At 69.0% G+C, this 24,582-nt stretch carries 21 protein-coding genes and 1 tRNA gene; 15 read left to right on the top strand and 7 right to left on the bottom strand.

Annotated features, from left to right (window positions below; genetic code table 11):
• From MHY20_RS10170 to MHY20_RS10150, 5 genes are all read right to left on the bottom strand, one after another.
• A partial coding sequence (locus MHY20_RS10170) for a hypothetical protein (RefSeq protein WP_239376582.1) occupies positions 1-413 on the bottom strand: 413 nt, incomplete at its 3' end.
• Positions 401-2,239 (bottom strand): thiol reductant ABC exporter subunit CydC, encoded by a 1,839-nt coding sequence (cydC, locus tag MHY20_RS10165; RefSeq protein WP_239376581.1) that lies wholly within the window; start codon positions 2,237-2,239, stop codon positions 401-403. The genes cydC and MHY20_RS10170, both read right to left, overlap by 13 nt.
• Complete coding sequence (gene cydD, locus MHY20_RS10160; RefSeq protein WP_239376580.1) at positions 2,236-3,960, bottom strand: thiol reductant ABC exporter subunit CydD; 1,725 nt, start codon at positions 3,958-3,960, stop codon at positions 2,236-2,238. The genes cydC and cydD overlap by 4 nt, the downstream gene beginning before the upstream one ends.
• A gap of 30 nt (positions 3,961-3,990) precedes the next feature.
• Complete coding sequence (gene cydB, locus MHY20_RS10155) at positions 3,991-5,097, bottom strand: cytochrome d ubiquinol oxidase subunit II (protein ID WP_239376578.1); 1,107 nt, start codon at positions 5,095-5,097, stop codon at positions 3,991-3,993.
• Between the two features lie 18 nt (positions 5,098-5,115).
• Positions 5,116-6,684, bottom strand: coding sequence for a cytochrome ubiquinol oxidase subunit I (locus MHY20_RS10150; protein WP_239376576.1), 1,569 nt, complete (start codon positions 6,682-6,684; stop codon positions 5,116-5,118).
• Between the two features lie 374 nt (positions 6,685-7,058).
• On the opposite strand from MHY20_RS10150, the gene MHY20_RS10145 reads away from it, so the two are divergent.
• From MHY20_RS10145 to obgE, 4 genes are all read left to right on the top strand, one after another.
• Positions 7,059-10,361, top strand: a complete 3,303-nt coding sequence (locus MHY20_RS10145) for an Rne/Rng family ribonuclease (RefSeq protein ID WP_239376574.1) — start codon at positions 7,059-7,061, stop codon at positions 10,359-10,361.
• 254 nt (positions 10,362-10,615) lie between these two features.
• Entirely contained in the window at positions 10,616-10,924 is a 309-nt protein-coding gene (gene rplU / locus MHY20_RS10140; RefSeq protein WP_183374049.1) for a 50S ribosomal protein L21, read from the top strand.
• A 36-nt stretch (positions 10,925-10,960) separates the two neighbouring features.
• Entirely contained in the window at positions 10,961-11,215 is a 255-nt protein-coding gene (rpmA, locus tag MHY20_RS10135; RefSeq protein ID WP_183374051.1) for a 50S ribosomal protein L27, read from the top strand.
• A gap of 134 nt (positions 11,216-11,349) precedes the next feature.
• On the top strand, positions 11,350-12,894 hold the full coding sequence (gene obgE / locus MHY20_RS10130; protein ID WP_239376572.1) for a GTPase ObgE: 1,545 nt from the start codon (positions 11,350-11,352) through the stop codon (positions 12,892-12,894).
• Here the strand turns inward: obgE and MHY20_RS10125 are convergent, their stop codons facing one another.
• A complete protein-coding gene (locus MHY20_RS10125; RefSeq protein ID WP_239376570.1) occupies positions 12,895-13,809 on the bottom strand; it encodes a ribokinase in 915 nt (304 codons plus the stop codon).
• A 299-nt stretch (positions 13,810-14,108) separates the two neighbouring features.
• Here MHY20_RS10125 and MHY20_RS10120 point away from each other — a divergent pair, with 299 nt between their 5' ends.
• The 11 genes from MHY20_RS10120 (at position 14,109) to MHY20_RS10070 (ending at position 24,059) form a co-directional block, all read left to right on the top strand.
• Positions 14,109-15,335 (top strand): thermonuclease family protein, encoded by a 1,227-nt coding sequence (locus MHY20_RS10120; RefSeq protein ID WP_239376568.1) that lies wholly within the window; start codon positions 14,109-14,111, stop codon positions 15,333-15,335.
• An 85-nt stretch (positions 15,336-15,420) separates the two neighbouring features.
• Positions 15,421-16,338 (top strand): thermonuclease family protein, encoded by a 918-nt coding sequence (locus MHY20_RS10115; protein WP_239376566.1) that lies wholly within the window; start codon positions 15,421-15,423, stop codon positions 16,336-16,338.
• A 101-nt stretch (positions 16,339-16,439) separates the two neighbouring features.
• A complete protein-coding gene (locus tag MHY20_RS10110; RefSeq protein WP_239376564.1) occupies positions 16,440-16,655 on the top strand; it encodes a hypothetical protein in 216 nt (71 codons plus the stop codon).
• Positions 16,656-16,690: 35 nt separating this feature from the next.
• The gene (nadD, locus tag MHY20_RS10105; RefSeq protein ID WP_183374063.1) at positions 16,691-17,302 is read left to right on the top strand and encodes a nicotinate-nucleotide adenylyltransferase; all 612 of its coding nucleotides are present in this window, start codon (positions 16,691-16,693) and stop codon (positions 17,300-17,302) included.
• Positions 17,292-18,485: a hypothetical protein gene (locus MHY20_RS10100; protein ID WP_239376562.1), complete on the top strand. Its 1,194-nt coding sequence runs from the start codon at positions 17,292-17,294 to the stop codon at positions 18,483-18,485. Before nadD ends, MHY20_RS10100 begins: the two co-directional genes overlap by 11 nt.
• On the top strand, positions 18,482-18,862 hold the full coding sequence (gene rsfS, locus MHY20_RS10095; protein ID WP_183374067.1) for a ribosome silencing factor: 381 nt from the start codon (positions 18,482-18,484) through the stop codon (positions 18,860-18,862). Before MHY20_RS10100 ends, rsfS begins: the two co-directional genes overlap by 4 nt.
• The gene (locus tag MHY20_RS10090) at positions 18,862-19,545 is read left to right on the top strand and encodes a histidine phosphatase family protein (RefSeq protein ID WP_239376560.1); all 684 of its coding nucleotides are present in this window, start codon (positions 18,862-18,864) and stop codon (positions 19,543-19,545) included. Before rsfS ends, MHY20_RS10090 begins: the two co-directional genes overlap by 1 nt.
• A gap of 107 nt (positions 19,546-19,652) precedes the next feature.
• Positions 19,653-19,725, top strand: a tRNA-Ala gene (locus tag MHY20_RS10085).
• A gap of 409 nt (positions 19,726-20,134) precedes the next feature.
• Entirely contained in the window at positions 20,135-20,965 is an 831-nt protein-coding gene (locus MHY20_RS10080; RefSeq protein ID WP_239376559.1) for a C40 family peptidase, read from the top strand.
• A 590-nt stretch (positions 20,966-21,555) separates the two neighbouring features.
• Positions 21,556-22,470 carry an NlpC/P60 family protein gene (locus tag MHY20_RS10075; protein ID WP_239376558.1) on the top strand — a complete coding sequence of 305 codons (915 nt, stop codon included), beginning with the start codon at positions 21,556-21,558 and terminating at the stop codon, positions 22,468-22,470.
• A 539-nt stretch (positions 22,471-23,009) separates the two neighbouring features.
• Entirely contained in the window at positions 23,010-24,059 is a 1,050-nt protein-coding gene (locus tag MHY20_RS10070; RefSeq protein ID WP_239376557.1) for a peptidoglycan-binding protein, read from the top strand.
• Between the two features lie 55 nt (positions 24,060-24,114).
• Here MHY20_RS10070 and MHY20_RS10065 read toward each other — a convergent pair.
• A partial coding sequence (locus MHY20_RS10065; RefSeq protein ID WP_239376556.1) for a DUF2891 family protein occupies positions 24,115-24,582 on the bottom strand: 468 nt, incomplete at its 5' end.

Raw genomic sequence — 24,582 nt, 5'->3', positions numbered from 1 at the left:
CCCCGGCACGCTCTGGGCCGTCGGTCCCCGTCGGCCCAGAGCGTGCCGGGGATCGGCAGGTCGTCCTGCTCGTAGGGGTCGAGATAGTGCCCGGTGAGGGTGCGGGAGATCGCCTCCCAGGTGAGGAGGTCGAACCCGGGGGCGTTCTGCGAGTCGAGGGTGCGCGCCATGCGGCTGGAGCGGCCCGGCGCTTCCGGTTCGTAGCGGACGTCGCGGCCCATGAGTTCGTCGCGGTAGCGGCCGCGCACCACTTCGCAGGACCAGGCGCGCGGCCCCGCTGGCAGCAGCAGCATCAGGGTGTCGGCGTGGAGGTCCGAGAACGATGCGTCCATCAGGTAGTCGAGCAGCTCATCGTCGTCGTGGCCGTTGAGCACGGCGAGCGTCAGTTCGTCGATGCGGGTCACGCGTGCCATGCGGGGTCCTCCAGGTCGATGATGTCGGCGCCGAGTTCGGTGAAGCGGCGGTCGTGGGTGACCACGATGACGGTGCAGTGCTCGAAGAGGGCGTCCTCGCCGGTGCCGAGGATGCGCTGCATCAGCGCGTGCGCCGTGTCCTCGTCGAGGTGCTCGGTGGGCTCGTCCAGGATGGTGATGGGTGAGCGGCGGGCGATGGCGCGCGCCAGCAGGATGCGGCGGCGCTCACCGCCGGAGACGTCGGTGCCGCCGGACCCGAGCATGGTGTCCAACCCGCCCGGCAGGCCCGCAACCCAGCCGCCGAGGCCCGCGTCGGTGAGAGCACCGCGGATCTGCTCGTCATCGAGATCGCGTTGGGCCACCCGGATGTTCTCCCGCAGGGAGGTGGCGAAGAGGTGTGCGTCCTCCGCGTAGGAGGTGATGTGCCCGCGCAGCTGCTGCTCGTCAAGGCCTGCGAGGGACACCCACTGCCCGCTCGAATGGGAGCCGACGGAGACCCGTCCTCGCAGCGGTGCCAGCAGTCCGGCCAGGGTCAGCAGCAGCGTCGTCTTGCCGCGGCCCGATGCGCCGAGGACGACCGTGCGGGAGCCGGGGGCGAACGTGCGGGTGAAGTCCCGCAGCACGGGCGTGCCGGGCACCCAGCCGACCGTGAGGTTCGTGGCGGCGAGGGTGAGCGCCCGGTGGCCCTTGTCTACGGCGGGGAGGGCGGCGGCGCGGTGGGCGTCGTCGTCGATGTCGGGCATCTCACCGGTGCCGGCGATGTCGCTGAGGCGCTCCGCGGCGGCTTCCGATCGGGCCTTCTGGCGGGCCGCAGCGGGCAGGACGGTGGCCGCTTCGAAGCTGGACAGCGGCAGCAGCAGGAGCAGGCCGACGATGCCGGCGGTGGTGGGGACGATGCCGCCGGCGAACCCGTCGGCCGGCAGGAGGTGCACGGCGCCCGCCGCGAGGATGGAGCCCACCAGTGCGGGGATCATGGCGAGCATGACGCCGGCCTGTGCGAAGGCCGACGGGCGCGCCGCTTCGTCCAGGCCCCGATCGAGGTCCGCCTGGGCGTCTCTGAGATCGGCCAGGGCGGTCTCGAGGGTGCCGGCGACCCGCATGGCGTCGCCGTTGTCGGCGATGTCGAGGGTGATCGCCGCCAGGCGCATGCGCCGCTGCACGAGGGCGCGTTCGGTGTGCTGAGCGGCCCGGTAGGCGGCGTACGGCGCCCACAGGGACGCGATCAGCAGGGACGCCAGCATGAACAGGGCAGCGATCGGCGCGAAGGGGAAGAACGTGAGCACAACCAGCACGGCCATGACGGCCGCGACGATCGCTGGGATGACGTGGCGGATGACGTCATCGGCCATGTCCTCCGCGTCGTCGCCGATGCGGGCGAGGAGGTCGCCGCGCTTGAGGCGCTGCAGATGGTCATCGGTGCGGCGCGACAGGTTGGTGAACAGGTTCGTGCGCAGGTTCATCACACCGGTGAGGGCGGCGTCGTGCGTGAGCATGCGCTCCACGTACCGGAACACGCCGCGGGAGATGCCGAGCGCCCGCACCGACACCACGGCGATGGACAGGTCCAGCACCGGCGGCATCGTCCACGCGGTGGTGATCAGCCAGCCGGACACGGCGGCGAGGGCGAACGCAGCCGCCAGGGTCGCCACGCCGGCGGCGACAGCCGCAATGATCGACCGCGGCGGAATCTCCATCAGCGCCCGCATCAGGGTGATGGGGGAGAGGGTGCGGTCCGGCTCCTGGTCGTGCTGGTCGAGTAGGCGGCGGTCGGCGCTGGCGGGTGCTTCAGCGTGCTCGAGGTCGGGGACGCTTCGGTGCTGGCTCATGCGGGCACCTCCGCGGTCTCGTCCGCAGCCGCGGGGACGGCCGACCGGACGGGTGTGACGCGATCCGCAACCTCGAGGAGGCTGGTGCGGTGCGTGATGATGAGGACGGTGGAGCCGGAGTCGCGCAGACGGTCGATGACGGCGATGACGCGGTCCTCGCTCTCGCCGTCGAGGTGGGCGGTGGGCTCGTCCAGGATCACCAGAGGCCGGTGCTGCAGCAGGGCCGCAGTGAGCGCGACCCGCTGCCGCTGGCCGACGCTGAGGCCGGTGCCGCCGCGGCCGATCACGGCGTCCCAACCGCGGTCGTCGATGACGTCGCCGAGGCCGGTAGCGTCCATGGCGGCGCGCAGCTGCTCATCGTCGGGGGCGGTGCCGTCGGCTGCGGCGCTGCCGGTGAGGATCTCCCGGATGGTGCCGGGGCCGATGACCGGGCGCTGCGGCAGCCATGTCACCTGCTCATGCAGAGCGGGGAGGTCCACGTCGGCCAGGTCGATGGGGGCGGATCCGGCCGGTTCGAGGACGATGCGGCCATCGGTGGGCGTCAGCAGGCCCAGCAGGGCGCTGACGGCGGTGGACTTTCCGCAGCCCGACGGGCCGGTGAGGGCGTGCACCCCGCCGGGTTCGATGACGACGTTCAGTCCCGCGGGGGCGGTCGAGTCGCGGCCGGTGACGGACAGGTCCTCGATCCGGATCGTGGTGGTGCGCAGATCAGGGGCTGCCGTAGAGCCCTCGGGACGCAGAGGAGCGGTGAGCACGGCGAAGGCGGCGTCGAGGGCGGCGACGCCGTCGGCGGAGGCGTGGAACTGCTGCCCCACGAGCCGCAGCGGGAGGTACACCTCGGCGGCGAGGACCAGCACGGCGATCGCGGGGAACAGCTCCATCTCGGCGTACACCAGGCGCAGGCCGATCGAGACGGCGATCAGGGCGACGCCGAGGGTGGCGATGAGCTCCAGCACGAACGAGGACAGGAACGCGAACGCGAGGGTGCGCATCGCCGAGGACTTGTGCTCGCGGCCCAGGCCTTCGACGATCTGCTCGCTGCCGCGCTCCCGGCCGAGGGCGCGCAGCGTCGGCAGGCCCTCCACGAGGTCGAGGGTCTGGGACCAGAGAGTGCGCATCGTGCCGAGGGACCGCTGGGAGGCGTTCTCGGTCATGCGACCGATGAGGATCATGAAGACCGGGATCAGGGGGATCGCCACCAGCGCCACGATCGCGCTGGTCAGGTCCCACCAGGCGATGGCGAGGAGCGCAAGCGGGGTGACGGTGGCGGCGAGCGCCAGCTGCGGCACGTACCCGGTCATGTAGGGGCGCAGCGCCTCCAGGCCGGTGGTGGCGAGCGCCGCGGACGACGCGGCCTCCGTCGGCCTTCCGTTCGCGTCCACGCGGCCCCGGGGGCCAGCGAGCGCGAGGTGGCGCATGAGGCGCTGCCGCAGCTGCGCGATGGTGCGCGTAGCGGCGCGGTGGCCGGTGAGCTCCCGCACCCACTGGGTGAGGGCGCGCACCGCCAGGGCGAGGGTGAGCACGCCGAGCACCCCGGGGTGCTCCAGCGGCCACTGGTTGTGCTGGAGGACCGCGGCGCCGAGGCGGCCCACGCACCAGGCGACCGTGATCATGGCGACAGCCTCCACCAGACCCGCTGCGACAGTGAGCGCCAGGTGCTGGCGGGCACTGCGGACCTCAGAGATGAGGCGGGGGTCCAGGGGAGGCTGTCGACGAGCCACGTGCTCTAATTCCCTCTCAGCTGACCGAAGTCAGCGGGCGGTCTCGGTGCGGTGATCATCCGTGTCGAACGCGGCGCGGTACTCATCGCGCACACGGCCGACGATGCCGGAACCGGGAGCCGGGGTGTCCTCACCGGTCACGCGGTGACGGAAGACCCAGTAGCTCCAGGCCTGGTAGGCGAGGACGATCGGCAGGAGCACCACCGTAGCAATGGTCATGACCGTCAGGGTGTACTCCGTGCTGGACGCGTTGGTCACCGTCAGCGACAGGGCGTCGTCGTTGACCGCGGGCAGCACGTACGGGAACAGGCCGCCGAACAGCTGGATGGTCGCCATCGCGATCGCCAGGGAGGTGGCGCCGAACGCGGCGCCCTCACGACGAGCACGGTTGAGCGGCACCACGGCGATCAGGGCGAGCGCCGCGATCACCAGCGGGATCCAGGTCCACCAGGTGTGGGAGTGGGCGATCTGGGCCCACACCACGAACACGGCGGCGACCACGATCGTGGGGATCGCGATGCGGCCGGCGAGCCGGTTGGCGTCCTCGCGGAGGTCGCCCGTGGTGCGCAGGGCCAGGTACAGGGTGCCGTGCAGCCAGAACAGCAGCACGAAGGTCAGGCCGCCGAGGATGCCGAACGGGTTCAGCAGGCCCAGCAGGGTGGTGGTGATGACGGAGTTGCCTCCGGCATTCGCCTCCATCTCAAAGCCGCGCACGATGTTGGCGAAGGCGACGCCCCACAGGAGGGCGGGGCCGAAGCCGCCGATGAAGTGCATCCAGTCCCACGCCTTCTTCCAGGTGGGGCTGTCCACCTTGTCGCGGTACTTGAAGGCGCACACGCGCACGATGAGCGCGAGCAGGATGACGAACAGGGCGAGGTAGGCGCCGGAGAACAGCGTGGCGTACCACTCCGGGAAGGCGGCGAACATGGCGCCGCCGCCCACCAGCAGCCACACCTCGTTGCCGTCCCACACGGGGCCGATGGTGCGCAGGATCTGCTTCTTGCGGCGCTCATCGCCCTTGCCGAGCGGGAACACGTTCATGCCGACCCCGAAGTCGAAGCCTTCGAGGACGAAGTAGCCCAGGAACAGCACCGCGATCAGCGCGAACCAGAGGATCTGGAGGAATGTTGCATCCATGATGAGTCTCCTTGTGCCTCAGTAGCCGAAGCTGATGGTCGGGGTGTCGAGCTGCTTGGCGCCGTCGTCGGCGGTGACGCGCTGCGGGGCGGAGACGCCCTTCACCGCGGCCTTGTGCATCAGGTAGTACCAGACCACCGCAAGGGCGCCGTAGATGAGGGTGAAGCCGACGAGAGTGAGGATGACGATCCAGTCGGGGTGTCCGGAGACGCCCTGCATGGTCATCATGCGCACCATCGGATCACCATTGGGGGAGGGGTGCACCACCCAGGGCTGGCGGCCCATTTCGGTGAACACCCAGCCGGCGGAGTTCGCCAGGAACGGCATCGGGATGGCGAGCACTGCGAAGCGGGCGAACCACTTCGAGCCGGTGGTGCGGCGCATCTCGCCCTTGCCGCGGGTGACCCACCATGCCCAGACGGCGAGGATGCCGGAGAAGACGGCGAAGCCCATCATGAGGCGGAAGGACCAGTAGGTGACGAACAGGTTCGGACGGTAGTCGGCCTCGACGGTCTCGCCGGCGGCGTTGACGACCGTGTCACCGAACTTCTCCTTGTACTCCTTCTGCAGGCTTTCCACGCCCCGCAGCTCAGCGTTGGGGTTGTTGGTCGCCAGGATGGAGGTGACGTACGGGATCTCGATGAGGTGCGTGACGTCGGAGCAGTTCTGCTTGAACGCCTCCGGGCCGCCGACGGTCAGGATGGAGAACGGCACGCCCTCCTGGTCCTCGCAGATCGCCTCAGCGGACGCCATCTTCATCGGCTGCTGCTGGAACATGAGCTTGGCCTGAACATCGCCGGACACGAAGATCAGCAGTGCGGAGATGACCATGGCGAGGGTGCCGAAGCGAACCGCGGGGCGGAACACCTCGCGGGCGAGGTGGGTGTGCTCCTGGGCGGCAGCGGTGTCGGCCTCGAGCTCCTGGGCGCGGTTGTGGTGGCGCACCATGTGGAAGGCGGCGATGCCGGTGACGAACGCGGCGGCGACCAGCCAGGCGCCCGCGATCACATGCGGGAATGCGGCGAGGGTGGTCGGGTTGGCGAGGACGGCGAAGATGCCGCCGGCCTCCGGGTCGAGCTCAGCGCGGCCGGTGGTCGGGTTGAACTGAGCGCCGACGGGGTGCTGCATGAAGGAGTTCGCCGCGATGATGAAGTACGCGGACGCGGTGGTGCCGAGGGCGACCAGCCAGATCGTCAGCAGGTGGACCTTCTTCGACATGCGGTTCCAACCGAAGATCCACAGGCCCAGGAAGGTCGACTCCATGAAGAAGGCGATCAGGCCCTCCAGGGCCAGTGGTGCGCCGAAGATGTCGCCGACGAAGCGGGAGTACTCCGACCAGTTCATGCCGAACTGGAACTCCTGCACGATGCCGGTGGCGATGCCGATGCCGAAGTTGACGATCAGCATGGAGCCGAAGAATTTGGTGAGTCGGGTCCACGAGTCAGCCTTGACCGGATCCTTCGACGTGTAGGCGACGGTCTGCATGATCGCGACGAGGAGGGAGAGGCCGATGGTGAGGGGGACGAAGATGAAGTGGTAGACGGTTGTGATGCCGAACTGCCACCGTGCGAAATCAAGAGCCTCCATGCTGCGTCCTTTGCAATCTGAAGGAATGGGTGAGGGGACGGTCTCAGGGTAGTGCTCCCGGCTTGGGACCGATAGGGCTAAGGTCCTGGTCCGTCCCGCAGTGCGATGCGATGGGATCGAGCGGCGGTTCGCTCCGCTCCCCGCAGGAGCAGTGTGCGATACTGGGGCGCGAACGCCGACGTGCTCCGCACCGAGCATCCGGCACCCTCCGTTGACTGAGCGCTCCGCCGAACCAGGCCGTGAAGCTTGCAGGTCAGCACCGCAGCGCTCCGCTTCCGCGGAGCAGCGCGAGGGAATGATTGACTTCCGTCCCCCAGGGGACGATGACCTGAACGGGCCACGGTGCGGTGGTTCCGCCGAAAAGGAGCAGCCCCATGGCTGATGCACACCCGCACACTGATGAACCCTCGTCGACCAGCGTCTCGAGCGTTCCGCCCCGACGCCGTCGCCGAGCAGCCGGCAGCGCAGCCGGCGCGCCTCAGGTGAGCAGCCCCGCCCCTGACCAGGACTCGAGCCCCCGCACCACTGCCGCCGCTCCCGCCGCCTCCAGCGTCGTGACCGATGCGGCACCCGTGAACTTCCGCCAGCGCCGCCGCGCCGCTGCCGCCTCCGCGCCAGCGGACTCGGCCGCCCCGGCCGACGGCCCCGCCACGCGCACCCGCGCCGCCTCCCCGGCGAAGGCGGAGAAGAGCAGCACCAGCGCCCGCACGTCGGCGAAGGATACGAAGGGTGCATCGACGGATGCGCCGAAGGAAGCTCCGAAGGACGCCGCTGAGGTGCTCGCCGCTGAGCCGAAGCGCGCCGGTTCTCGCCGCGCAGAGCGTGCGGAGCGCGCCGAGGAGGACCGCCGCACCGCGCGCAGCCGTCGCCGTTCCCGCCGCAGCAGCGAGGCTGATGATTCGACCCCGTCGGCCGATTCCGATCAGAACGACCCCAGCAGCCAGAGCGACCAGCAGGAGGAGCCGAGCCCTCGCCGCCGCAGCCGCCGCTCGGAGAGCGCTGATGGCTCTGAGCGCAGCTCGCGTCGCCGCTCGCGCCGATCCTCCAGCGACGACCGCACCGAGGACGCGCCCGCTGAGGCCGCAGACGCCCCGCGCGACCAGAACGACCGCGATCAGGGCGAGCGCAATCAGGGTGTGGCCGATGACCTGCAGGCCCTGCGCGAGTCCGCTCCGGAGCCGAAGCGTCAGCGCCGCGCCGCCGCCGACACCGCCGACTTCGCGAACCTCCTCTTCCAGGCACCGACGCCGAGCGACCAGGACCAGGACGATGAGCCGCAGTTCGATGCGAACGGCGTGGAGATCAGCTCCGCTCTGAGCTTCGACGCCCCCGACCTCGAGGCCGCCCGCGCAGAGGCGGAGCGTCGTCGCGAAGAGTCGCGTCGTCGCCGCGCCGAGCAGGCGCAGCGCAGCCGTGACGAGGCCGATGAGGACGATGACGACGTCAACGACGGTGACTCCGACGACTCCGATGACGACGATTCGGAGGGCTCGCGCTCCTCGTCCCGCCGCCGTCGCCGCCGCGGTGGCCGTGGTCGGCGCGGCCGGGGCCGCGGTGACGATGATCAGCGCAGCTCCGGAGACGACCAGTCCTCGGATGACGACGACAGCGACGATGACGACTCCTCGGAGGAGGAGCAGCCCTCGAGCAGCCGTCGCCGTCGTCGCCGTCGCCGCTCCTCGGGTTCCAGCGGTGAGCCTGAGTCGGACGATCCGCCGAACACGGTGGTGCGCGTGCGCGAAGCCCGCGACGAGGTTCGAGCCGTCAAGGGCTCGACCCGCCTGGAGGCGAAGCGCCAGCGCCGCCGCGAGGGCCGTGAGTCCGGCCGTCGCCGCCACTCCATCACCGAGGCGGAGTTCCTGGCCCGCCGCGAGTCCGTCAAGCGCTCCATGATCGTGCGCGAGCGCCCGGGCCGCACCCAGATCGCCGTGCTCGAGGACAACATCCTCGTGGAGCACTACGTGGCGCAGAAGTCGCAGACCTCGATGGTCGGCAACGTGTACATCGGCAAGGTGCAGAACGTGCTGCCGTCGATGGAGGCCGCCTTCATCGACATCGGCAAGGGCCGCAACGCCGTGCTGTACGCCGGTGAGGTCAACTGGGACGCCGCTGGACTCGACGGTCAGCCGCGCCGCATCGAACTGGCCCTCAAGCCGGGCGACCCTGTGCTGGTGCAGGTCACCAAGGACCCGATCGGCCACAAGGGCGCCCGCCTGACCTCGCAGATCTCCCTGCCGGGCCGCTACCTGGTGTTCGTGCCGGGCGGTTCCATGACCGGCATCTCCCGCAAGCTGCCGGAGAACGAGCGCGCCCGCCTGAAGAAGCTGCTGAAGACCATCGTGCCGAAGGACGCGGGCGTGATCGTCCGCACTGCCGCTGAGGGCGCAACGGATGAGGAGCTGACGCGGGACGTCGAGCGTCTGCAGAAGCAGTGGGAGAAGATCGAGAAGACCCGCAAGTCGAAGAACGCCCCGGCTGCGCTGTCCACCGAACCGGACCTGGCGATCCGCGTGGTCCGCGACATCTTCAACGAAGACTTCACCTCGCTGATCGTCGAGGGTGAGAGCGTGTACCAGGAGGTGCACGAGTACCTCTCCAACGTGGCGCCGGACCTGCTGGACCGCGTCACCAAGCACGTCGGTGACCGCGACTCGTTCGCCAAGCACCGCGTGGACGAGCAGCTGATGAAGGCGATGGACCGCAAGGTCTACCTGCCCTCCGGTGGTTCGCTCGTCATCGACCGCACCGAGGCCATGACCGTGGTGGACGTCAACACCGGCAAGTTCACCGGCGGTGCCGGCGGCTCGCTGGAGGAGACCGTCACCAAGAACAACCTGGAGGCGGCGGAGGAGATCGTCCGTCAGCTGCGTCTGCGCGACACCGGCGGCATCATCGTCATCGACTTCATCGACATGGTGCTCGAATCCAACCGCGACCTCGTCATGCGCCGCCTCATCGAATGCCTCTCCCGTGACCGCACCAAGCACCAGGTGGCGGAGGTGACCTCCCTCGGCCTCGTGCAGATGACCCGTAAGCGGGTGGGCGCCGGCCTCGTGGAGACCTTCTCCTCGACCTGTGACAGCTGCAACGGCCGCGGCGTGATCATCGACCTCGACGGTCACCAGCACCAGGAGGCTCCCGCGTTCGAGGACGACTCCAACCGTCGTGGGCGCCGCGGGCGCGGCAAGCGCGGTGGTCGTGACTCCGGCGGCAGCGCGAACGGCAACGGTGGTCGCGGCTCCAAGCAGAGCGCGCCGACGGAGGCCGACGCTGAGCAGGCCCTCGCCGATGCGGACGCCAAGCGCGAAGCCGCAGCTGAGCGCGCTCGTGACGCCGTGCAGGAGATCGTGGACCAGAAGAACAGCAGCGATGTCCAGGTCCTGGAGCAGGACCAGAAGTCGCGCGACCTCGCCCGCGCCACGATCGCCTCGATCGCGGCCGCGACCGCGAAGGACGATCACCATCACCCGGAGGTGACGGTGGACGGCCAGGTCATCAGCCTCGACCAGGACGGTGAGCCGGAGCAGGCCCCGTCGGCCCAGGATGAACAGCAGAGCGCGCCGGCCCAGGACGGCCAGGACGCTCCGCAGGAGCCGTCGGGCCAGGCCGAGTCGCAGGAGCCGTCGGCTCAGGATGACCCGCAGAGTGCACTGGACCTCACGGCCGAGGAGGACTGACGTCGCCGGCCGGTCGACGTGACCAAAGCCACCGGGCTCGGATGTGCTCTGAGCCCCATGGGGGTGCGTGTTCTGTTGACCGGCCTGTGTGCGCTCTCGTATTCTGTACGTCGGTGCTTTTCCAGCACCAGGTGTGCGCATCTCCCGATCTCCGCCCGAGTTCCGGCTCGTCCTGAGCCCTCTGGGTGGGGGCTGGCGGTCTGAGATGCCAGGCCACAACAGCTTTGTGTCAGCAAGTAGGAAAGAGTAGAGACGTGGTGTACGCAATCGTCCGCGCAGGCGGTCGTCAGGAGAAGGTGTCGGTCGGTGACACCATCGTGATCAACCGCGTTGCAGGCGAGGCGGGCGACAGCGTTGAATTCGCTCCGGTCCTCCTCGTTGACGGCGACAAGGTCACCTCCTCCAAGGACGACCTCGCCAACGTGAAGGTCACTGCCGAGATCGTTGAGGACCTCCGCGGTCCGAAGATCCGCATCCTCCGTTACAAGAACAAGACCGGCTACAAGAAGCGCCAGGGCCACCGTCAGGAACTGACCCGGCTCAAGGTCACGAAGATCGCCTGATCGGCGATCCGATAATCGAGAGAAGGTAACTGACTCATGGCATCGAAGAAGGGCGTCAGCTCATCCAAGAACGGCCGCGACTCGAACGCACAGCGCCTCGGCGTGAAGCGCTTCGGCGGCCAGGACGTGCTCGCAGGCGAGATCCTCGTCCGCCAGCGCGGCACCAAGTTCCACCCCGGCAGCGGTGTGGGCAAGGGCAAGGACGACACGCTGTTCGCGCTCACCGCGGGCACCGTCGAGTTCGGCCGTCAGCGCGACCGCAAGGTCGTCAGTGTCGTCGCCTCTGCCTGATCGGCACACGCGACCGAAAAGCATCCGAAGCGAGGAGCGGGTTTCAATCCCGCTCCTCGCTTCTTCTGTGCGGGCGTCCTCTGAGCGCCCGCCTACACTGAACGCACACGCAACCAGGCACTTAGGGGAGATCCATGGCGACCTTCATCGACCGAGCAGTCATCCACGTCACCGGCGGTGACGGCGGTGACGGTGCCGCCTCCATCCGCCGCGAGAAGTTCAAGCCCCTGGGCGGCCCGGACGGTGCCGACGGCGGCAACGGCGGTGACGTGATCCTCGAAGTGGACCGCAACATCACCACCCTCATGGACTTCCACCACCTGCCGCATCGCCGCGCTGAATCGGGGGGCTTCGGCAAGGGCGACAACCGCGAGGGCAGGAACGGTGAGGACCTGGTGCTGCGCATCCCCGACGGCACCGTGCTGAAGACCCGCGACGGCGAGCTCATCGCCGACCTCGTCGGCGTGGGCACCCGCTTCGTCGCGGCCCGCGGCGGCAAGGGCGGTCTCGGCAACACCTCGCTCGCGTCGGCGAAGCGCAAGGCCCCCGGGTTCGCACTGCTGGGCGAGCCCGGTGAGGAGCGCACGCTCGTGCTCGAGCTGAAGTCCATCGCGGACGTCGCCCTCGTCGGGTACCCGTCGGCCGGGAAGTCCTCGCTGATCGCTGGGATGAGCTCCGCCCGTCCGAAGATCGCGGACTACCCGTTCACCACGCTGCAGCCGAATCTCGGTGTGGTGCAGGAGCAGCAGTTCCGCTTCACGATGGCGGATGTCCCGGGCCTGATCCCCGGCGCGTCCGAGGGCAAGGGCCTAGGCTTGGCGTTCCTGCGGCACATCGAGCGCTGCCACGTGCTGGTGCATGTGCTGGACGCGGCGTCGATGGAGTCGGACCGCAATCCTGTTGATGACTTCCGCACCATCGAGAACGAACTGCGGCAGTACGCCGCCTCCCTGGACCAGGAGAGCGCTGTTGAGGGGATGCCGCCGCTGATGGAGCGCCCCGGTGTCATCGTCCTCAACAAGACGGACCTGCCGGACGGCGTGGACATGTCCGAGATGGTGATGGGCGAGTTGGAGAAGACGGGGATGCCGATCTTCCAGGTGTCCGCCGTGTCCCACAAGGGCCTGAGGGAACTGGCACTGGCGCTCGGTTCTATGGTGGAGAAGGCCCGTGCGGCCGTCCCGGAACCCGAGGACGAGGAGCGTGAGGTCGTCACGCTGAAGCCGCGGATGCGAGGACGCAAGGAGAAGGACTTCACGATCGAGAAGGAGCAGTACGCTGGGCACTACGCCTTCCGGATCGTGGGCGACAAGCCCGAGCGGTGGGTGCGCCAGACCCAGTTCTCCAACGACGAAGCCGTCGGCTTCCTCGCCGATCGCCTCAACAACCTCGGTGTCGAGGATGAACTGTTCAAGGTGGGGGCGAAGGCCGGCGACACGGTCGTCATCGGCCCCGGCGAGGACGCGATCGTGTTCGACTGGGAGCCGACGATGCTGGGCGGAGCCGAGCACCTCGGTGCCCGCGGAACCGACCTGCGCTTCGAGGAGTCCAGCCGTCCTACCCGTGCCGAGAAGCGCGAGGTGAAGCGGGTGCGGACTCAGGAGCGCCTGGGGCGCATTGCAGCGATGGACGAGGAGCGACGCTCCGGCAAATGGGCGGACCCGTCGAAGGACGACTGATCAGGCGGGCAGATCGTCACCGGCCGACGGGTACGACGTCTGCGCTCCGCGTCCTGTGACCGCGTAGGCGCCGACCCGAGCCGCGAAGCGAGCAGCGTCCACGAGTGGATCCCCGTCGGCCAGCTTCAGCGCGAGTGCGCCGATGAACGCGTCGCCCGCGCCGGTGGTGTCGACCGCGGTGACCGTGACGGCGGGGATGCTGACGCTGTCGCTGCCGTGCTCCATCACGACGGCGCCGTCCGCCCCGAGCGTCAGCACGATCGACCGGACGCCCGCGGTGAGCAGCGCGGTGCACGCGGCGGTGGCGCCGGATGAGGCGATGCCGAACTGGTCCGCCACGAGCTGCGCCTCATGTTCGTTGACCACCAGCGGATCCGCGGCGAGGACCACGGAGCGCTCCAGGTTCAGCACCGGTGCCGGGTTGAGCAGGAAGCGCGCATCCGTCGGTACGAGGCCGGGGATCGCCTCAATGCCATCGCGTGGGATCTCGCCCTGGCTGATCACCACGGCGGCGCCCTCGACAGCGGCGCGGGCGGCGGTGACCCGGGCCGCGTCCATCGCGCCGTTCGCCCCGGGAACCACGATGATCGTGTTCTCTCCGGCGGCGTCCACCGTGATGATCGCCAGCCCTGTTGGGCCGGGCACCTCATCCACCGCCGTCAGGTCGACCCCGGCGGCGCGCAGCTCCTGCAGGGCAGGTTCGCTGTTTGCGTCGGTGCCGACGGCTCCCACCATCCGCACGGTGCCGCCGAGCTTCGCCGCGGCGACTGCCTGGTTCGCACCCTTGCCGCCCGGCGTGATCTCGCCGCCGGTCCCGTGGAGGGTCTCACCGGGGGAGGGGTGGCGCTGCACCACAGCGGACAGATCGGCGTTGATCGAACCGACGACGGTGATGACGGGGGAGCGGGTGGTCACGGTGGGCCTCCAGGCCGGCAGAAGGGGCGGGTCGGATTCCATCGTACGGGGCGGCGCATCGGCGTGACGTTGGACACCTCCTGATCTTTCTCTGGATGCAGGCTGGGCGCTGACTTACTCTTCGGTGAGGATGCCGCGAGCAGAGGCGGCTCAGGATCAGATGGGGGACCGCGATGGTGCAGGACCGAACACACGACGGGCAGAGCTGGGAGCTGCCGGAGCCCGCTGCCGCAGGAGCATGTGCCGGCAGGCCAGCTGCCTCAGCATCGCCCCGCCCACGCCGGCGGCGCACAGTGCTCGTGCTGACTCTCCTCGGGGCACTGCTGTTCGGCATGGGGGTCGCCGGCGCGCTCGAACTCGCCCGCGGCGGCTCAGACCGCACCGGCACTGTCATCAGTGTGATCGACGGGGACACCGTGATCATGTCCATTGCGGGGGAGGAGACGACTGTCCGCCTCCTCAACGTCGACACTCCGGAGACCAAGGATCCGAACAAGCCGGTCCAATGCATGGGCCCGGAGGCTGCTGAATGGCTGGCGCAGCGTCTGCCCGCCGGAACCGAGGTCGAGCTCGAGTACGACGAAGAGCGCACCGACCGCTACGGGCGCACCCTCGCGGCCGTGTCCGTGGGCGGCTCCCTCATCAATCGCGAGATCGCCGAACAGGGTCTTGGCGTCGCGGTCAGCTATGAGCCGAACACCCAGTTCTTCAGCACGGTCCGTGCCGGCCAGAAGGAAGCGGAGGAGGGCAAGCGCGGTCTGTTCGATCCCATGGTCGAGTGCTCGCTGCCGGCTCAGGTGCAGGCGGCGCAGGCGTCGCTCTCTCAGATCCCGCCCGCTGCATCGACTGCTGCTTCGCCCGCCGCCGCTCCGGCCGGAGCCGACGACATCCTCAGCTCCGCCGAGACGCTGGTCAGCGCCGTGGCGCCCGGCGGCAACCTGGTCGCCCTCGGTCTCGGCATCTACGCCGCTGACTCGCTGAGCGGCTACCGCGACGCACAGCACGCACTGATCAGCGACGAGCACCAGAAGGCCACCGGCCGTCTTCGCGCCGTGAGGGCGGATTTCGACAAACGTGAGCAGGTGCGCCGCGCTGAGCAGGCTCGCTCTTCTGAGGCGCGAACTGTCGATGAGAAGTCCGCCGCGCAGAGCGCTCCGAAGAGGCCCGCGGTTCAGACGCCTCGACCGGCGAAGGAGGAGCCGACCCGACCGAAGGAGTCGAAGCCGTCGGCCCCTGCGCAGCAGCAGCCGAAGCGAGAGGCGCCGTCGACCGAGAAGCCGAGACGTTCACCGAAGCAGGAGAAGCCGAAGCCGGCACCGAAACAGGAGAAGCCGAAGCCGAAGCAGGAGAAGCCCAAGCCGGCACCGAAGCAGGAGAAGCCGAAGCCGAAGCAGAACAAGCCGACGAAGTCCGGGAAGTCCTCGTGCGTGCCCTACGGGCCTGAGATCCCCTACGGTGCCGACGGCGGTTACACCGGCAAGCGCTACGGGATGCCGGGCGGCAAGACCTTCCGGAAGTGCCGCTGACCAGCGCGGCGCGGCCCGCGGGTCTCTAGACTGATCCCCAGTCCTCCGAGGCCCCTGCCTGAGCTCCCGGCGAAAGGATCCCTCTGTGGAACAGTCTGCACGCACACGGCTGACATCGCTGCTGTACGCCGTCCTGCTCATGGCGGGCACAGCGATGCTGGTGCTCGGCGGGCTGTGGATCTACAACTCCTATGTCCGATCCGACACCCAGAGGGCCACGGTGGTGGGGGTGCAGGACGGGGACACGGTCATCGTCGATATCGACGGCAAGGACACAGCAGTGGATCTGATCAATGTGAACGCGCCCGATATCGCGACCGGTGACCAGCCCCAGCAGTGCCTGGCGAACGAATCCGCCCAATACCTGGCGAAGCGTCTGCCGAGCGGCACCGAGGTGGATCTCGTGTTCGATCACGAGCGCAAGAACTCCGCCGGTCACCTGCAGGCGCTGGTCCAGGTCGATGACGTCTCCATCAATCAGGACATCGCCAAGGAGGGCCTCGCCACCGCGGCGGGGGTGAAGGAGAACAAGCGGTTCTACCAGAAGGTCCTCGACGGACAGAACAGCGCTATGAAGAACAAGCGCGGCATGTTCGACCCAACGGTGCCGTGCTCGCTGGAAGCACAGGCGGCGGAGCAGAAGAAGCAGATCGACGCTGTGCAGCAGCCGGGCCCGGGGGTGGATGTGCCGACGGCTCTGGAGGACGCCGCTGCGAAGCGGAAGTCCGCAGCGGCGTTCACAGAGCAGCTGTCCGGGCAGGGCCTGCAGGACCTGGGGCTGCACGCCCTTAGCTCCACCTCCACCCACGACTATGTGAAGGCGCAGCGCGATGCGCTGAAGTCCTCCCTGCGCAGCGCAGATGTGAAGATCGACCGCCTGAAGGAGGCGAAGGAGACGGAGGAGAAGCGCCGCGCCGCGGACAAGGAGAACGAGAAGCGCCGCTCCGAATGGGAGAAGGCGGATCAGGCCTCGGACGGCGGGGGAGCGGACGATCAGCCCTGAGCGTGACGACGGCCCCGCTGCGTGGGGCTTTGCCTCCGGATGTGAAACAATGGACCGAGCTCTCCTCTGAGCGTTCAGACCCCTCCGTGAAAGGTGATTCGATGCTGGATCAGGTTCTGCTGGCAGCCTCCGAGGCCGAGGTGTCCCATGGCGGTGTGCACCCCGCTGTCATCGGGATCGGCGCATTCATCATTCTGATGTCCCTGCTGGGCATCACCTACCTGTTCTCCGGCCTGCGCCAGCAGCCGTCGGAGGGCCGCCGCACCGTCGCAGAGCTGGAGCGCACCCACCGCGAGCACCAGCGCCGTCGCCGCTGACCCCAGGACGGTCCCGCAGGAGCAGTGAACTGACGATGGAGCGCACGCGCAGACGACTCGGCGTGATGGGCGGAACGTTCGACCCCATTCACCACGGCCACCTTGTGGCCGCTTCGGAAGTGCAGAGCGTGTTCGGGCTCGACGAGGTCATCTTCGTCCCCACCGGTCGCCCCTGGCAGAAGGAGGACGACCGGATCTCCGATCCGGAGCACCGCTACCTGATGACCGTGGTCGCGACCGCCGCGAATCCCGTGTTCACCGTGTCCCGCGTGGACATCGACCGGCCGGGCCGCACCTACACCATCGACACCCTGCGCGACCTGCGCAAGCAGTTCCCCGATGACGACCTGTTCTTCATCACCGGAGCGGATGCCCTCACCAACATCCTCACGTGGAAGAACTACGACGAGATCTTCGACCTCGCGCATTTCGTCGGCGTGACGCGCCCCGGACATGATCTGGAGCTCGGTGGACTGCCGGCCGACAAGGTGACCCTCATCGAGGTTCCCGCCATGGCGATCAGCTCCACCGACTGCCGCACGCGTGTCGCGAGCGGCGAGCCCGTCTGGTACCTCGTACCCGATGGGGTGGTCCAGTACATCAACAAGTACGCCCTCTACACAGAAAGCAGTGGCAATGGCTCCTGAGAACAGCGTGACCGGCCGCCGCGGCCGCCGAGCCCGCGCGGCCGAGGGAGGCTCCGCACGTCGTCGCGGAGGGACCATCACACTGTCCCTGTTCGCCTTCCGTCCCGTGATGGAGATTCCGCCCGCGGACTCCCCGAAGCCGGAGCGCGATGGGCTCCTGCCCGCCTCCGCGCTGCGGGTGGAGGAAGCGGCGCCCGATGTGCAGGAGGACGCGGCCGACGGGTTCGATCCGCACCGCGTCACCGAGACCGTGGACGGCCGCGAGATCACCATCGAGTTCAAGCCGGTCGTCTTCGACCCCTCGGATGTCCCGGTCGCGGAGAACGGCCCGGCTGATCTGGAGCTCGGTGTGGAGGATCCCGCACTGAACTACGAGGACGCCGAAGAGCCCACTGACGCCGACGTGCCTACTGACGCCGAGAAGCTCTCCGGCGAGGAGGAGACAGCCGACGAGGTCGACCTCGCCGGCGCGGGAGAGCCCGCCGACGCGGAGGACGCCGCTGATGCGGACGAGACCGCGGACGTCGAGGAGGCCGATGAGACCGCCGAGGACGTCCTGGCCTCTGACCCGCTGGTGGTCGGTGACGAGCTCCCCGACGAGGCCGGTGAGGACGCTGACGCCAGCGTCGCCGATGGCACTGTCGCTGACGGCATGGACGCCGACGACGAGTCTGATGGGGACGAGGACGACGTCGTCCCGGCTGATGCCGACGACGAGGTGGACGATGCGGACACCGACGTGGACGGCGGTGCAGCGGCTCATGTCGATGCCGATGACCAGGGTTCCATCGGCACCGTGGCCGCCGCTCTCGGCTCCACGGCGCTTGCTGCCGGTACCGCGACGGCGGAGCTCAGCCGGGACCGCGCCGCCGATGCGGACCGCGACCACGACGGCGTCGAATTCGGTGAGCTGCCCCCGGAGGACGCGCCGGATCCGCGGCCCGCGCCCCGCTTCGAAGGCACTGTGCTGAACAAGCCCACCCGTTCCACCGCCGGTGTCGGAGCCTGGATCACCTGGGGCGTCATCGCACTCGTTCTGCTCGCCATTGTGCTGCTGGTCCTGTTCGGCCTGATCGGCCCCGGGATCCTGCAGTCCGGTGCGGACCCCGTCGGCCCCACCACCAGCCTGACCGCCACCATCGCTGACCTCTCACCCCCACGCATTGGAGTCTCTTCCCTGTGAGCATCCCTCAGGAATCCATCGACATGGCCCGCGTCGCCGGGCAGGCCGCCACCGATCGACTCGCCGAGAACGTCATCGCCCTCGACGTCTCCGAGCAGCTCGCCATCACCGACATCTTCGTCATCGCCTCCGCCGACTCCGAGCGCCAGGTGTCCGCCGTGTGCAACGGGATCGAACAGGACATGCACAAGGCCGGCTACAAGCTCAAGCGCCGCGAAGGCGAGAGCGACGCCCGTTGGATCCTCATGGACTTCACCGACATCGTGGTGCACGTTCAGCACGCCGAAGACCGCGAGTTCTACGCGCTCGACCGGCTCTGGCGCGACGCCCCCGTCATCGACCTCCAGCTCGACGACGGTCGCCCCGCCCACCACTGATGGGCTCCCTCATCCTCGTGCGACACGGGCAGACCGAACACAACGTGGAGGGCCGCCTGCAGGGCCAGGTCGACATCCCGATGAACGACACCGGCCACGCCCAGGCCCGCGCCGTCGGCGAAGCCCTCGCCGGGCATGCGCGCGTGCACCGGATCTGGGCATCGCCACTGATGCGGGCCCACGAAACCGCACTGGAGATCGGCGACCGCCTCGGCATCGACGTGGAGAACGATCCTCGCCTGCTGGAGCGCAGCTTCGGACAGTGGGAGGGACTCACCCGCGAGGACATCGCCCAGCGCTGGCCGGAGAAGTACCGCGACTGGCGCAGCGGCCGCGCCGTCCACGGAGTCGGCGTAGAGGAGCGCGACGCCGTCGCCGACCGCTTCGTCGCCGCCTGCCGCGACATCATGGCGGACACCCCCGCCCACCAGACCTCCGTCATCGTCTCCCACGGCGCCGCGATCACCCTCGGCATCACCGCCATGCTCGGCCTCGAGGCCGACGGGTTCCGCGGCATCGGGGGACTGGCCAACTGCCACCGCACCGAACTGACGTACACCACCGCCGGGCCGCCCACCGGCTGGATGCGGATCGTGGCGCACAACCTGCCGCCGAGCGTGCCCGCAAAGGTCGGTCCCGCCACCACCGAACGGGCTCGCACGCCCGAAGGCAGCAGGCTCTGAGGGAGGCGTCACACTCCTGACGACTGGATTTCACCCGACCACGGAACGTGTGTAATCTAGAGGGGTCCTCGCGACAGCGGGACAGGAAAAACAGAATATTTCCTCTCGGGGGTATGGCGCAGTTGGTAGCGCGTCTGCATGGCATGCAGAAGGTCAGGGGTTCGAATCCCCTTACCTCCACTCGAGAAACCGTGAGACAGTGACTCGTTGAAGCCCATCGGCCAAGCCGGTGGGCTTCGCTGTTGTCCGAGGTCGCCGAACAAACCCCATCCCCACCCGGACCGCCCACGGGAACCACTGAGCGGACTCCTTAAAAGTGCGGTCAAGCGCAGGCGAGGGAATGGGAACGATACCCCCGTGTTTGTGACATGAGTCAACGGTTCGGGCGGTCTTGAGCAAAGCCGTCGGTCAAGCATTGCCAACCGCCTAGGAGATGGCCCCGACCCTCCGTAGGTTGGTAGCACAGGCAACGCCGGAGACCAGCCCGCAGAGGGTGGAGATCTCGGCTGTCATGACCCAGAACAGACTCGGGCTCCTCCAGGACCCACCCGCATTCAGCAACACGTAACCAGAACAGGAACGGCACCCCATGGCTCGTCACAACACCCACCGCGCAACCGGCGCAGCAGAAATCCGCTTCCCCCTCGGCACCGCCGGCAAGGCAGCAACCGGCATCGCCCTCGCAGGCGCAGGCGTCTTCGGCGTCCTCTCCGGTGCACAGGCAGCCACCGCCGCTCCCGCCCCGGCCCCCGCCGCACACAAGGCCACCACTGCCGCTCCGCAGACCGCTCAGGCCCCCGTTGAGCGCGCCACCGCCCCCACCCTCACCTTCACCTCCAAGCTGCGCTACGGCTCCACCGGCGGCAACGTCTCCGAGCTGCAGTCCGCCCTCAACGCCAAGGGCGCCAGCCTCGCGGTCGACGGCAAGTTCGGCCCCCGCACCCTCGCAGCCGTCAAGGACTTCCAGGCCTCCTCCGGCATCGCCGTCGACGGCGTCGTCGGCCCGGAGACCCGTGGCGCCATGAACGGCGGCTCCGGATCCATCCCCGGCGGCACCGGCAAGTCCGCCCCGGTTCAGAACTCCAACTCCTCCAGCTCCGTGCTCGCCGCCGCACGCTCGCAGATCGGCACCGGCTACGTGTGGGGCGCCAGCAACCCGGGCTCCGGCTTCGACTGCTCCGGCCTGACCTCCTACGCCTACAAGGCCGCCGGCATCGATGTGCCGCGCACCTCCAGCCAGCAGGTCGCCGCCGCCCGCCAGATCCCGCAGTCCCAGGCACAGCCCGGTGACCTCGTGGCATGGCCCGGCCACGTCGGCATCTACGCCGGCAACGGCAAGGTCGTGGACGCCGGCCGCACCCCGCAGGCCGTCACTGAGCGCAACATCTGGGGTAACCCGACCTTCCACACCTTCCGCTGATGCGGCGAGCCCCGGCGTGAGCCGGTGCGCCCCTTCAGAGACCGCACAAGCGCCGTTCCCTTCGGGGAGCGGCGCTTCGTCGTACCCCGCGCAGTGCCACGCGGAACTGGTTGAGGCGCGCCGCCCCGTGGCAACGGTGCGCCACGGAATCCGCGCGGAAGCAAAGGATCTTGAACAGGCAGCGGCGCCGCCGCGCGGTGCAGAACACCTGGTCACACGCCCTCGAGGCAGGATCCGCCGTGAGGCGGCGCCGCCGGCGGGGAGGCCGACGGGGGACATCGTCACGAGAGTTCAAACGAAGCGGCGCGAAGCAATTGAATCGTCAACACAAGATTGCAGCGAGATCACAGCGGCAGGCGTTCTGTGACCTGGTGCATCGAGCCACCGCCCTCTTCGTAAAAGTCCCTGACCGACCCCTTCAACACGCACGGGAGGACGGCCGACCCGGACATAGCGTGGTTCCCACGAGGCCACAGGGCAGCAGCGGGTTCGGGTCAGCGAACAGCAGCCCACCGCCTCGATCGACTTCCTCCCGCACGGGAGACGCCGCACGGCGCATCACCAGAGAACACACGCAAAGGAAGAGAAGCATGGCTACCAACAACCTCCACCGCACCGCCGGCGCAGCAGAGATCCGTCTCCCCATCGCCGGGGCCTGCAAGGTCCTGACCGGCATGGCACTGGCAGGCGCCAGCGTCTTCGGCGTCACCGCAGCCGCAGGCGCCGCCGAGGCACCGGGTGCAGGCGAAGTGGACCCCGAGCAGGTCAACCGCACCCCAGCAGCGGCGGCACCCAGCCAGGAGAAGAAGACTGAGACCGCACCGGCCGCCGATGAGGCCGCGGACATCACCCTCGACGGCACCGCCATCCTCACGTGGGGCTCCGCCGGCAACAACGTCTCCACCCTCCAGACCGCTCTGAACGCACAGGGCGCCGACATCAAGGTGGACGGCGTATTCGGTCCCGCCACCGACCAGGCCGTGCGCGACTTCCAGGCCGAGAACGACCTGAACCGGGTCGACGGCCGCGTCGGTCCCGAGACCCGCGATGCCCTCAACGGCACCGAGGACGCATCCGGTGCCGAGGGCGCATCCGCTCCGGCCGGCGGCACCGCCGCACCGGTCGCCAACAAGCAGTCCGATGCCGAGGGCTCCACCTCCTCCGCTTCCGGCGACGGCCAGGCCGTCCTCGAGGCCGCCCGCTCCCAGATCGGTGCCACCTACGTGTGGGGCGCCAGCAACCCGGGCTCCAGCTTTGACTGCTCCGGCCTGACCTCGTTCGCCTACGACGCCGCCGGCATCGATGTGCCGCGCGCCTCCAGCCAGCAGGTCGCCGCTGCCCGCCAGATCCCGCAGTCCCAGGCACAGCCCGGTGACCTCGTGGCATGGCCCGGTCACGTCGGCATCTACGCCGGCAACGGCAAGGTCGTGGACGCCGGCCGCACCCCGCAGGCCGTCACTGAGCGCAGCATCTGGGGCAACCCGACCTTCCACACCTTCCGCTGATCGAGCGGGACATGAGACTCGCTGCCTGATCGGGCAGTGATGACAGGAGAGCGCCGCATCCCATCCGTGGGAGCGGCGCTCTTCTCATGCTGATCCGCCTCGGGGAACGGCTCAGCCTCGAGTAAAGGTTCAGACTTTTTTCGCCCTCCCTCCCTGAAACGGGGCACAAGAGCACCAAGAAGTCCCCTGTAATGGTCGAATATCCACCGCTAGAGCAAAGAGAAAGCAAAGACACGGTCTGCATCGCGTGCAGATTTGGGTTCTCTTGGCCCAATGTCTGAGGCGTTTCGTGAGCCGGTCCGCCGTTAGGTCAAGGCGAGGGTCAAATCTTCTGCACAGCCGGTTCAACACACGGGGAGGGGTCCCCAGGCGGCCCTACAGTTGAGAGCGAAGGGCCCCACCTCGGGTTTCATCTGAGCGCGGGCCATATTCCACACGGAGCAGCTTCCTTCCCCGCCCGTTCACGGGCGCCGCTCTGTCGCTTCCCGTGCGTCCCCAGGGACGCCTCGATCCTCGACCCGTGAAGGAAACCGCTGCTCGTGGCACGCCAGAACACTCATCGCGCCCCCGGTCCCGCTGAGATCCGCATCGACATGACATCCACCCTCACCAAGACCGGAGGCGTCGTCCTCGCCGGTGCAGGTGCCATGAGCGTCATGACCGGTGCCAACGCCGTCAATGCTCCCGCCGCCCCCGTGCACACGGCACCGGCTGCGCCGAGCCTGAACGCCACCGTCATCAGCTCCACCGCGAAGATCCGCCCGGGCCACCGCGGTTCTGCGGTCCGCGAACTTCAGGCGGCGCTCAACGCCCGCGGTGCCAGCATCGCAGTGGACGGCGTCTACGGCGCCGCCACCCGCAACGCCCTCACCGCCTTCCAGTCCGCCAACGGTCTGGTTCCGGATGGCGTCGTCGGCCCCGCCACCCGCGGTGCTCTGCGCTCCACCGGCGGCCAGAGCGCATCCGCTCCGGCGACCGCGATCAGCTCCACCGCGAAGATCCGCCCGGGCCATCGCGGTTCTGCGGTCCGCGAACTTCAGGCGGCGCTCAACGCCCGCGGTGCCAGCATCGCAGTGGACGGCGTCTACGGCGCCGCCACCCGCAACGCCCTCACCGCCTTCCAGTCCGCCGCCGGCCTGGTTCCGGACGGCATCGTCGGCCCCGCCACCCGCAGCGCGCTCAACGGCGGCGGCGTCTCCATCCCGGCGGGCAACGGGACCTCGAAGCCCGGAGCGGCACCCTCCAACGGCAGCTTCAACGCTGAAGCAATCATCTCCGCTGCCCGCGCGCAGACCGGCGTCTCCTACAAGTGGGGCGCCTCCAAGCCGGGCATCGGCTTCGACTGCTCCGGCCTCACCCAGCACGCCTACAGGGCAGCGGGCATCAAGCTGCCCCGCACCTCCGGTTCCCAGGCCGCTGCCGGCCGTCAGATCCCGCGGTCCCAGGCGCAGCCCGGTGACCTCGTGGCATGGCCGGGCCACGTGGGCATCTACCTCGGCAATGGCCGTGTGATCGATGCCGGCCGCACCCCGCAGGCCGTCACTGAGCGCAACATCTGGGGCAACCCGACCTTCCACACCTTCCGCTGATCCTTCAGCACTGATAGGCGCCGCCTCCTCGGACTCCGGGGAGGCGGCGCCTGGTCTATGCGACTTCGTGCGATGCTTCCCACGCGAAGGTGGCGAGCCAGTGGCTGGCCATGTACTCATCCGAGACAGCAGCGGCGGTGCCCGGCGCCATGAGGGAGGGGGCCGCCGCGCGCAGCGCAGCCGAGAGGTCGGACCGGGCACCGATCCGGTCGAGTGCGCGCGCCAGGCGCAGCCCGGAAGCGGCAGCGGTCAGGCCGAGCCCGTCGAGGTGGGACTGGTGGCCGTCGGTGGGGTCCAGCACCGGCACGGGCCGCAGGATCTCGGAGTCTTCGCCCAGGTCGGTGAGGAACGCCGGCAGCCAGTCAGCGAGCTCATCCGGATCGAGGGCGAGCAGCATGAGGTCGGCTTCGCAGAGGCCAGGGGAGAGGAAGTCGTGGCCGGAGCGCTCCTGGTGGAACGCCCACGCCCGGTCCCTGGTGAAGAAGCGTCGGGCGCTCTCGCGGATGGCGTCGGGCCGGGGCCG

The organism is Helcobacillus sp. ACRRO, assembly GCF_022347125.1.
Taxonomy (GTDB): Bacteria; Actinomycetota; Actinomycetes; order Actinomycetales; family Dermabacteraceae; genus Helcobacillus; species Helcobacillus massiliensis.
Note: the sequence above shows the minus strand (reverse complement) of the source record. Positions and strands in the feature narration are given on the sequence as shown.

Excerpts from the sequence above, each read along its gene's own strand:
- cydC (WP_239376581.1), bottom strand. The coding sequence starts at position 2,239 with ATGAGCCAGCACCGAAGCGTCCCCGACCTCGAGCACGCTGAAGCACCC.
- cydB (WP_239376578.1), bottom strand. The coding sequence starts at position 5,097 with ATGGATGCAACATTCCTCCAGATCCTCTGGTTCGCGCTGATCGCGGTG.
- MHY20_RS10150 (WP_239376576.1), bottom strand. The coding sequence starts at position 6,684 with ATGGAGGCTCTTGATTTCGCACGGTGGCAGTTCGGCATCACAACCGTC.
- MHY20_RS10145 (WP_239376574.1), top strand. The coding sequence starts at position 7,059 with ATGGCTGATGCACACCCGCACACTGATGAACCCTCGTCGACCAGCGTC.
- rpmA (WP_183374051.1), top strand. The coding sequence starts at position 10,961 with ATGGCATCGAAGAAGGGCGTCAGCTCATCCAAGAACGGCCGCGACTCG.
- obgE (WP_239376572.1), top strand. The coding sequence starts at position 11,350 with ATGGCGACCTTCATCGACCGAGCAGTCATCCACGTCACCGGCGGTGAC.
- MHY20_RS10110 (WP_239376564.1), top strand. The coding sequence starts at position 16,440 with ATGCTGGATCAGGTTCTGCTGGCAGCCTCCGAGGCCGAGGTGTCCCAT.
- nadD (WP_183374063.1), top strand. The coding sequence starts at position 16,691 with ATGGAGCGCACGCGCAGACGACTCGGCGTGATGGGCGGAACGTTCGAC.
- MHY20_RS10100 (WP_239376562.1), top strand. The coding sequence starts at position 17,292 with ATGGCTCCTGAGAACAGCGTGACCGGCCGCCGCGGCCGCCGAGCCCGC.
- MHY20_RS10090 (WP_239376560.1), top strand. The coding sequence starts at position 18,862 with ATGGGCTCCCTCATCCTCGTGCGACACGGGCAGACCGAACACAACGTG.
- MHY20_RS10080 (WP_239376559.1), top strand. The coding sequence starts at position 20,135 with ATGGCTCGTCACAACACCCACCGCGCAACCGGCGCAGCAGAAATCCGC.
- MHY20_RS10075 (WP_239376558.1), top strand. The coding sequence starts at position 21,556 with ATGGCTACCAACAACCTCCACCGCACCGCCGGCGCAGCAGAGATCCGT.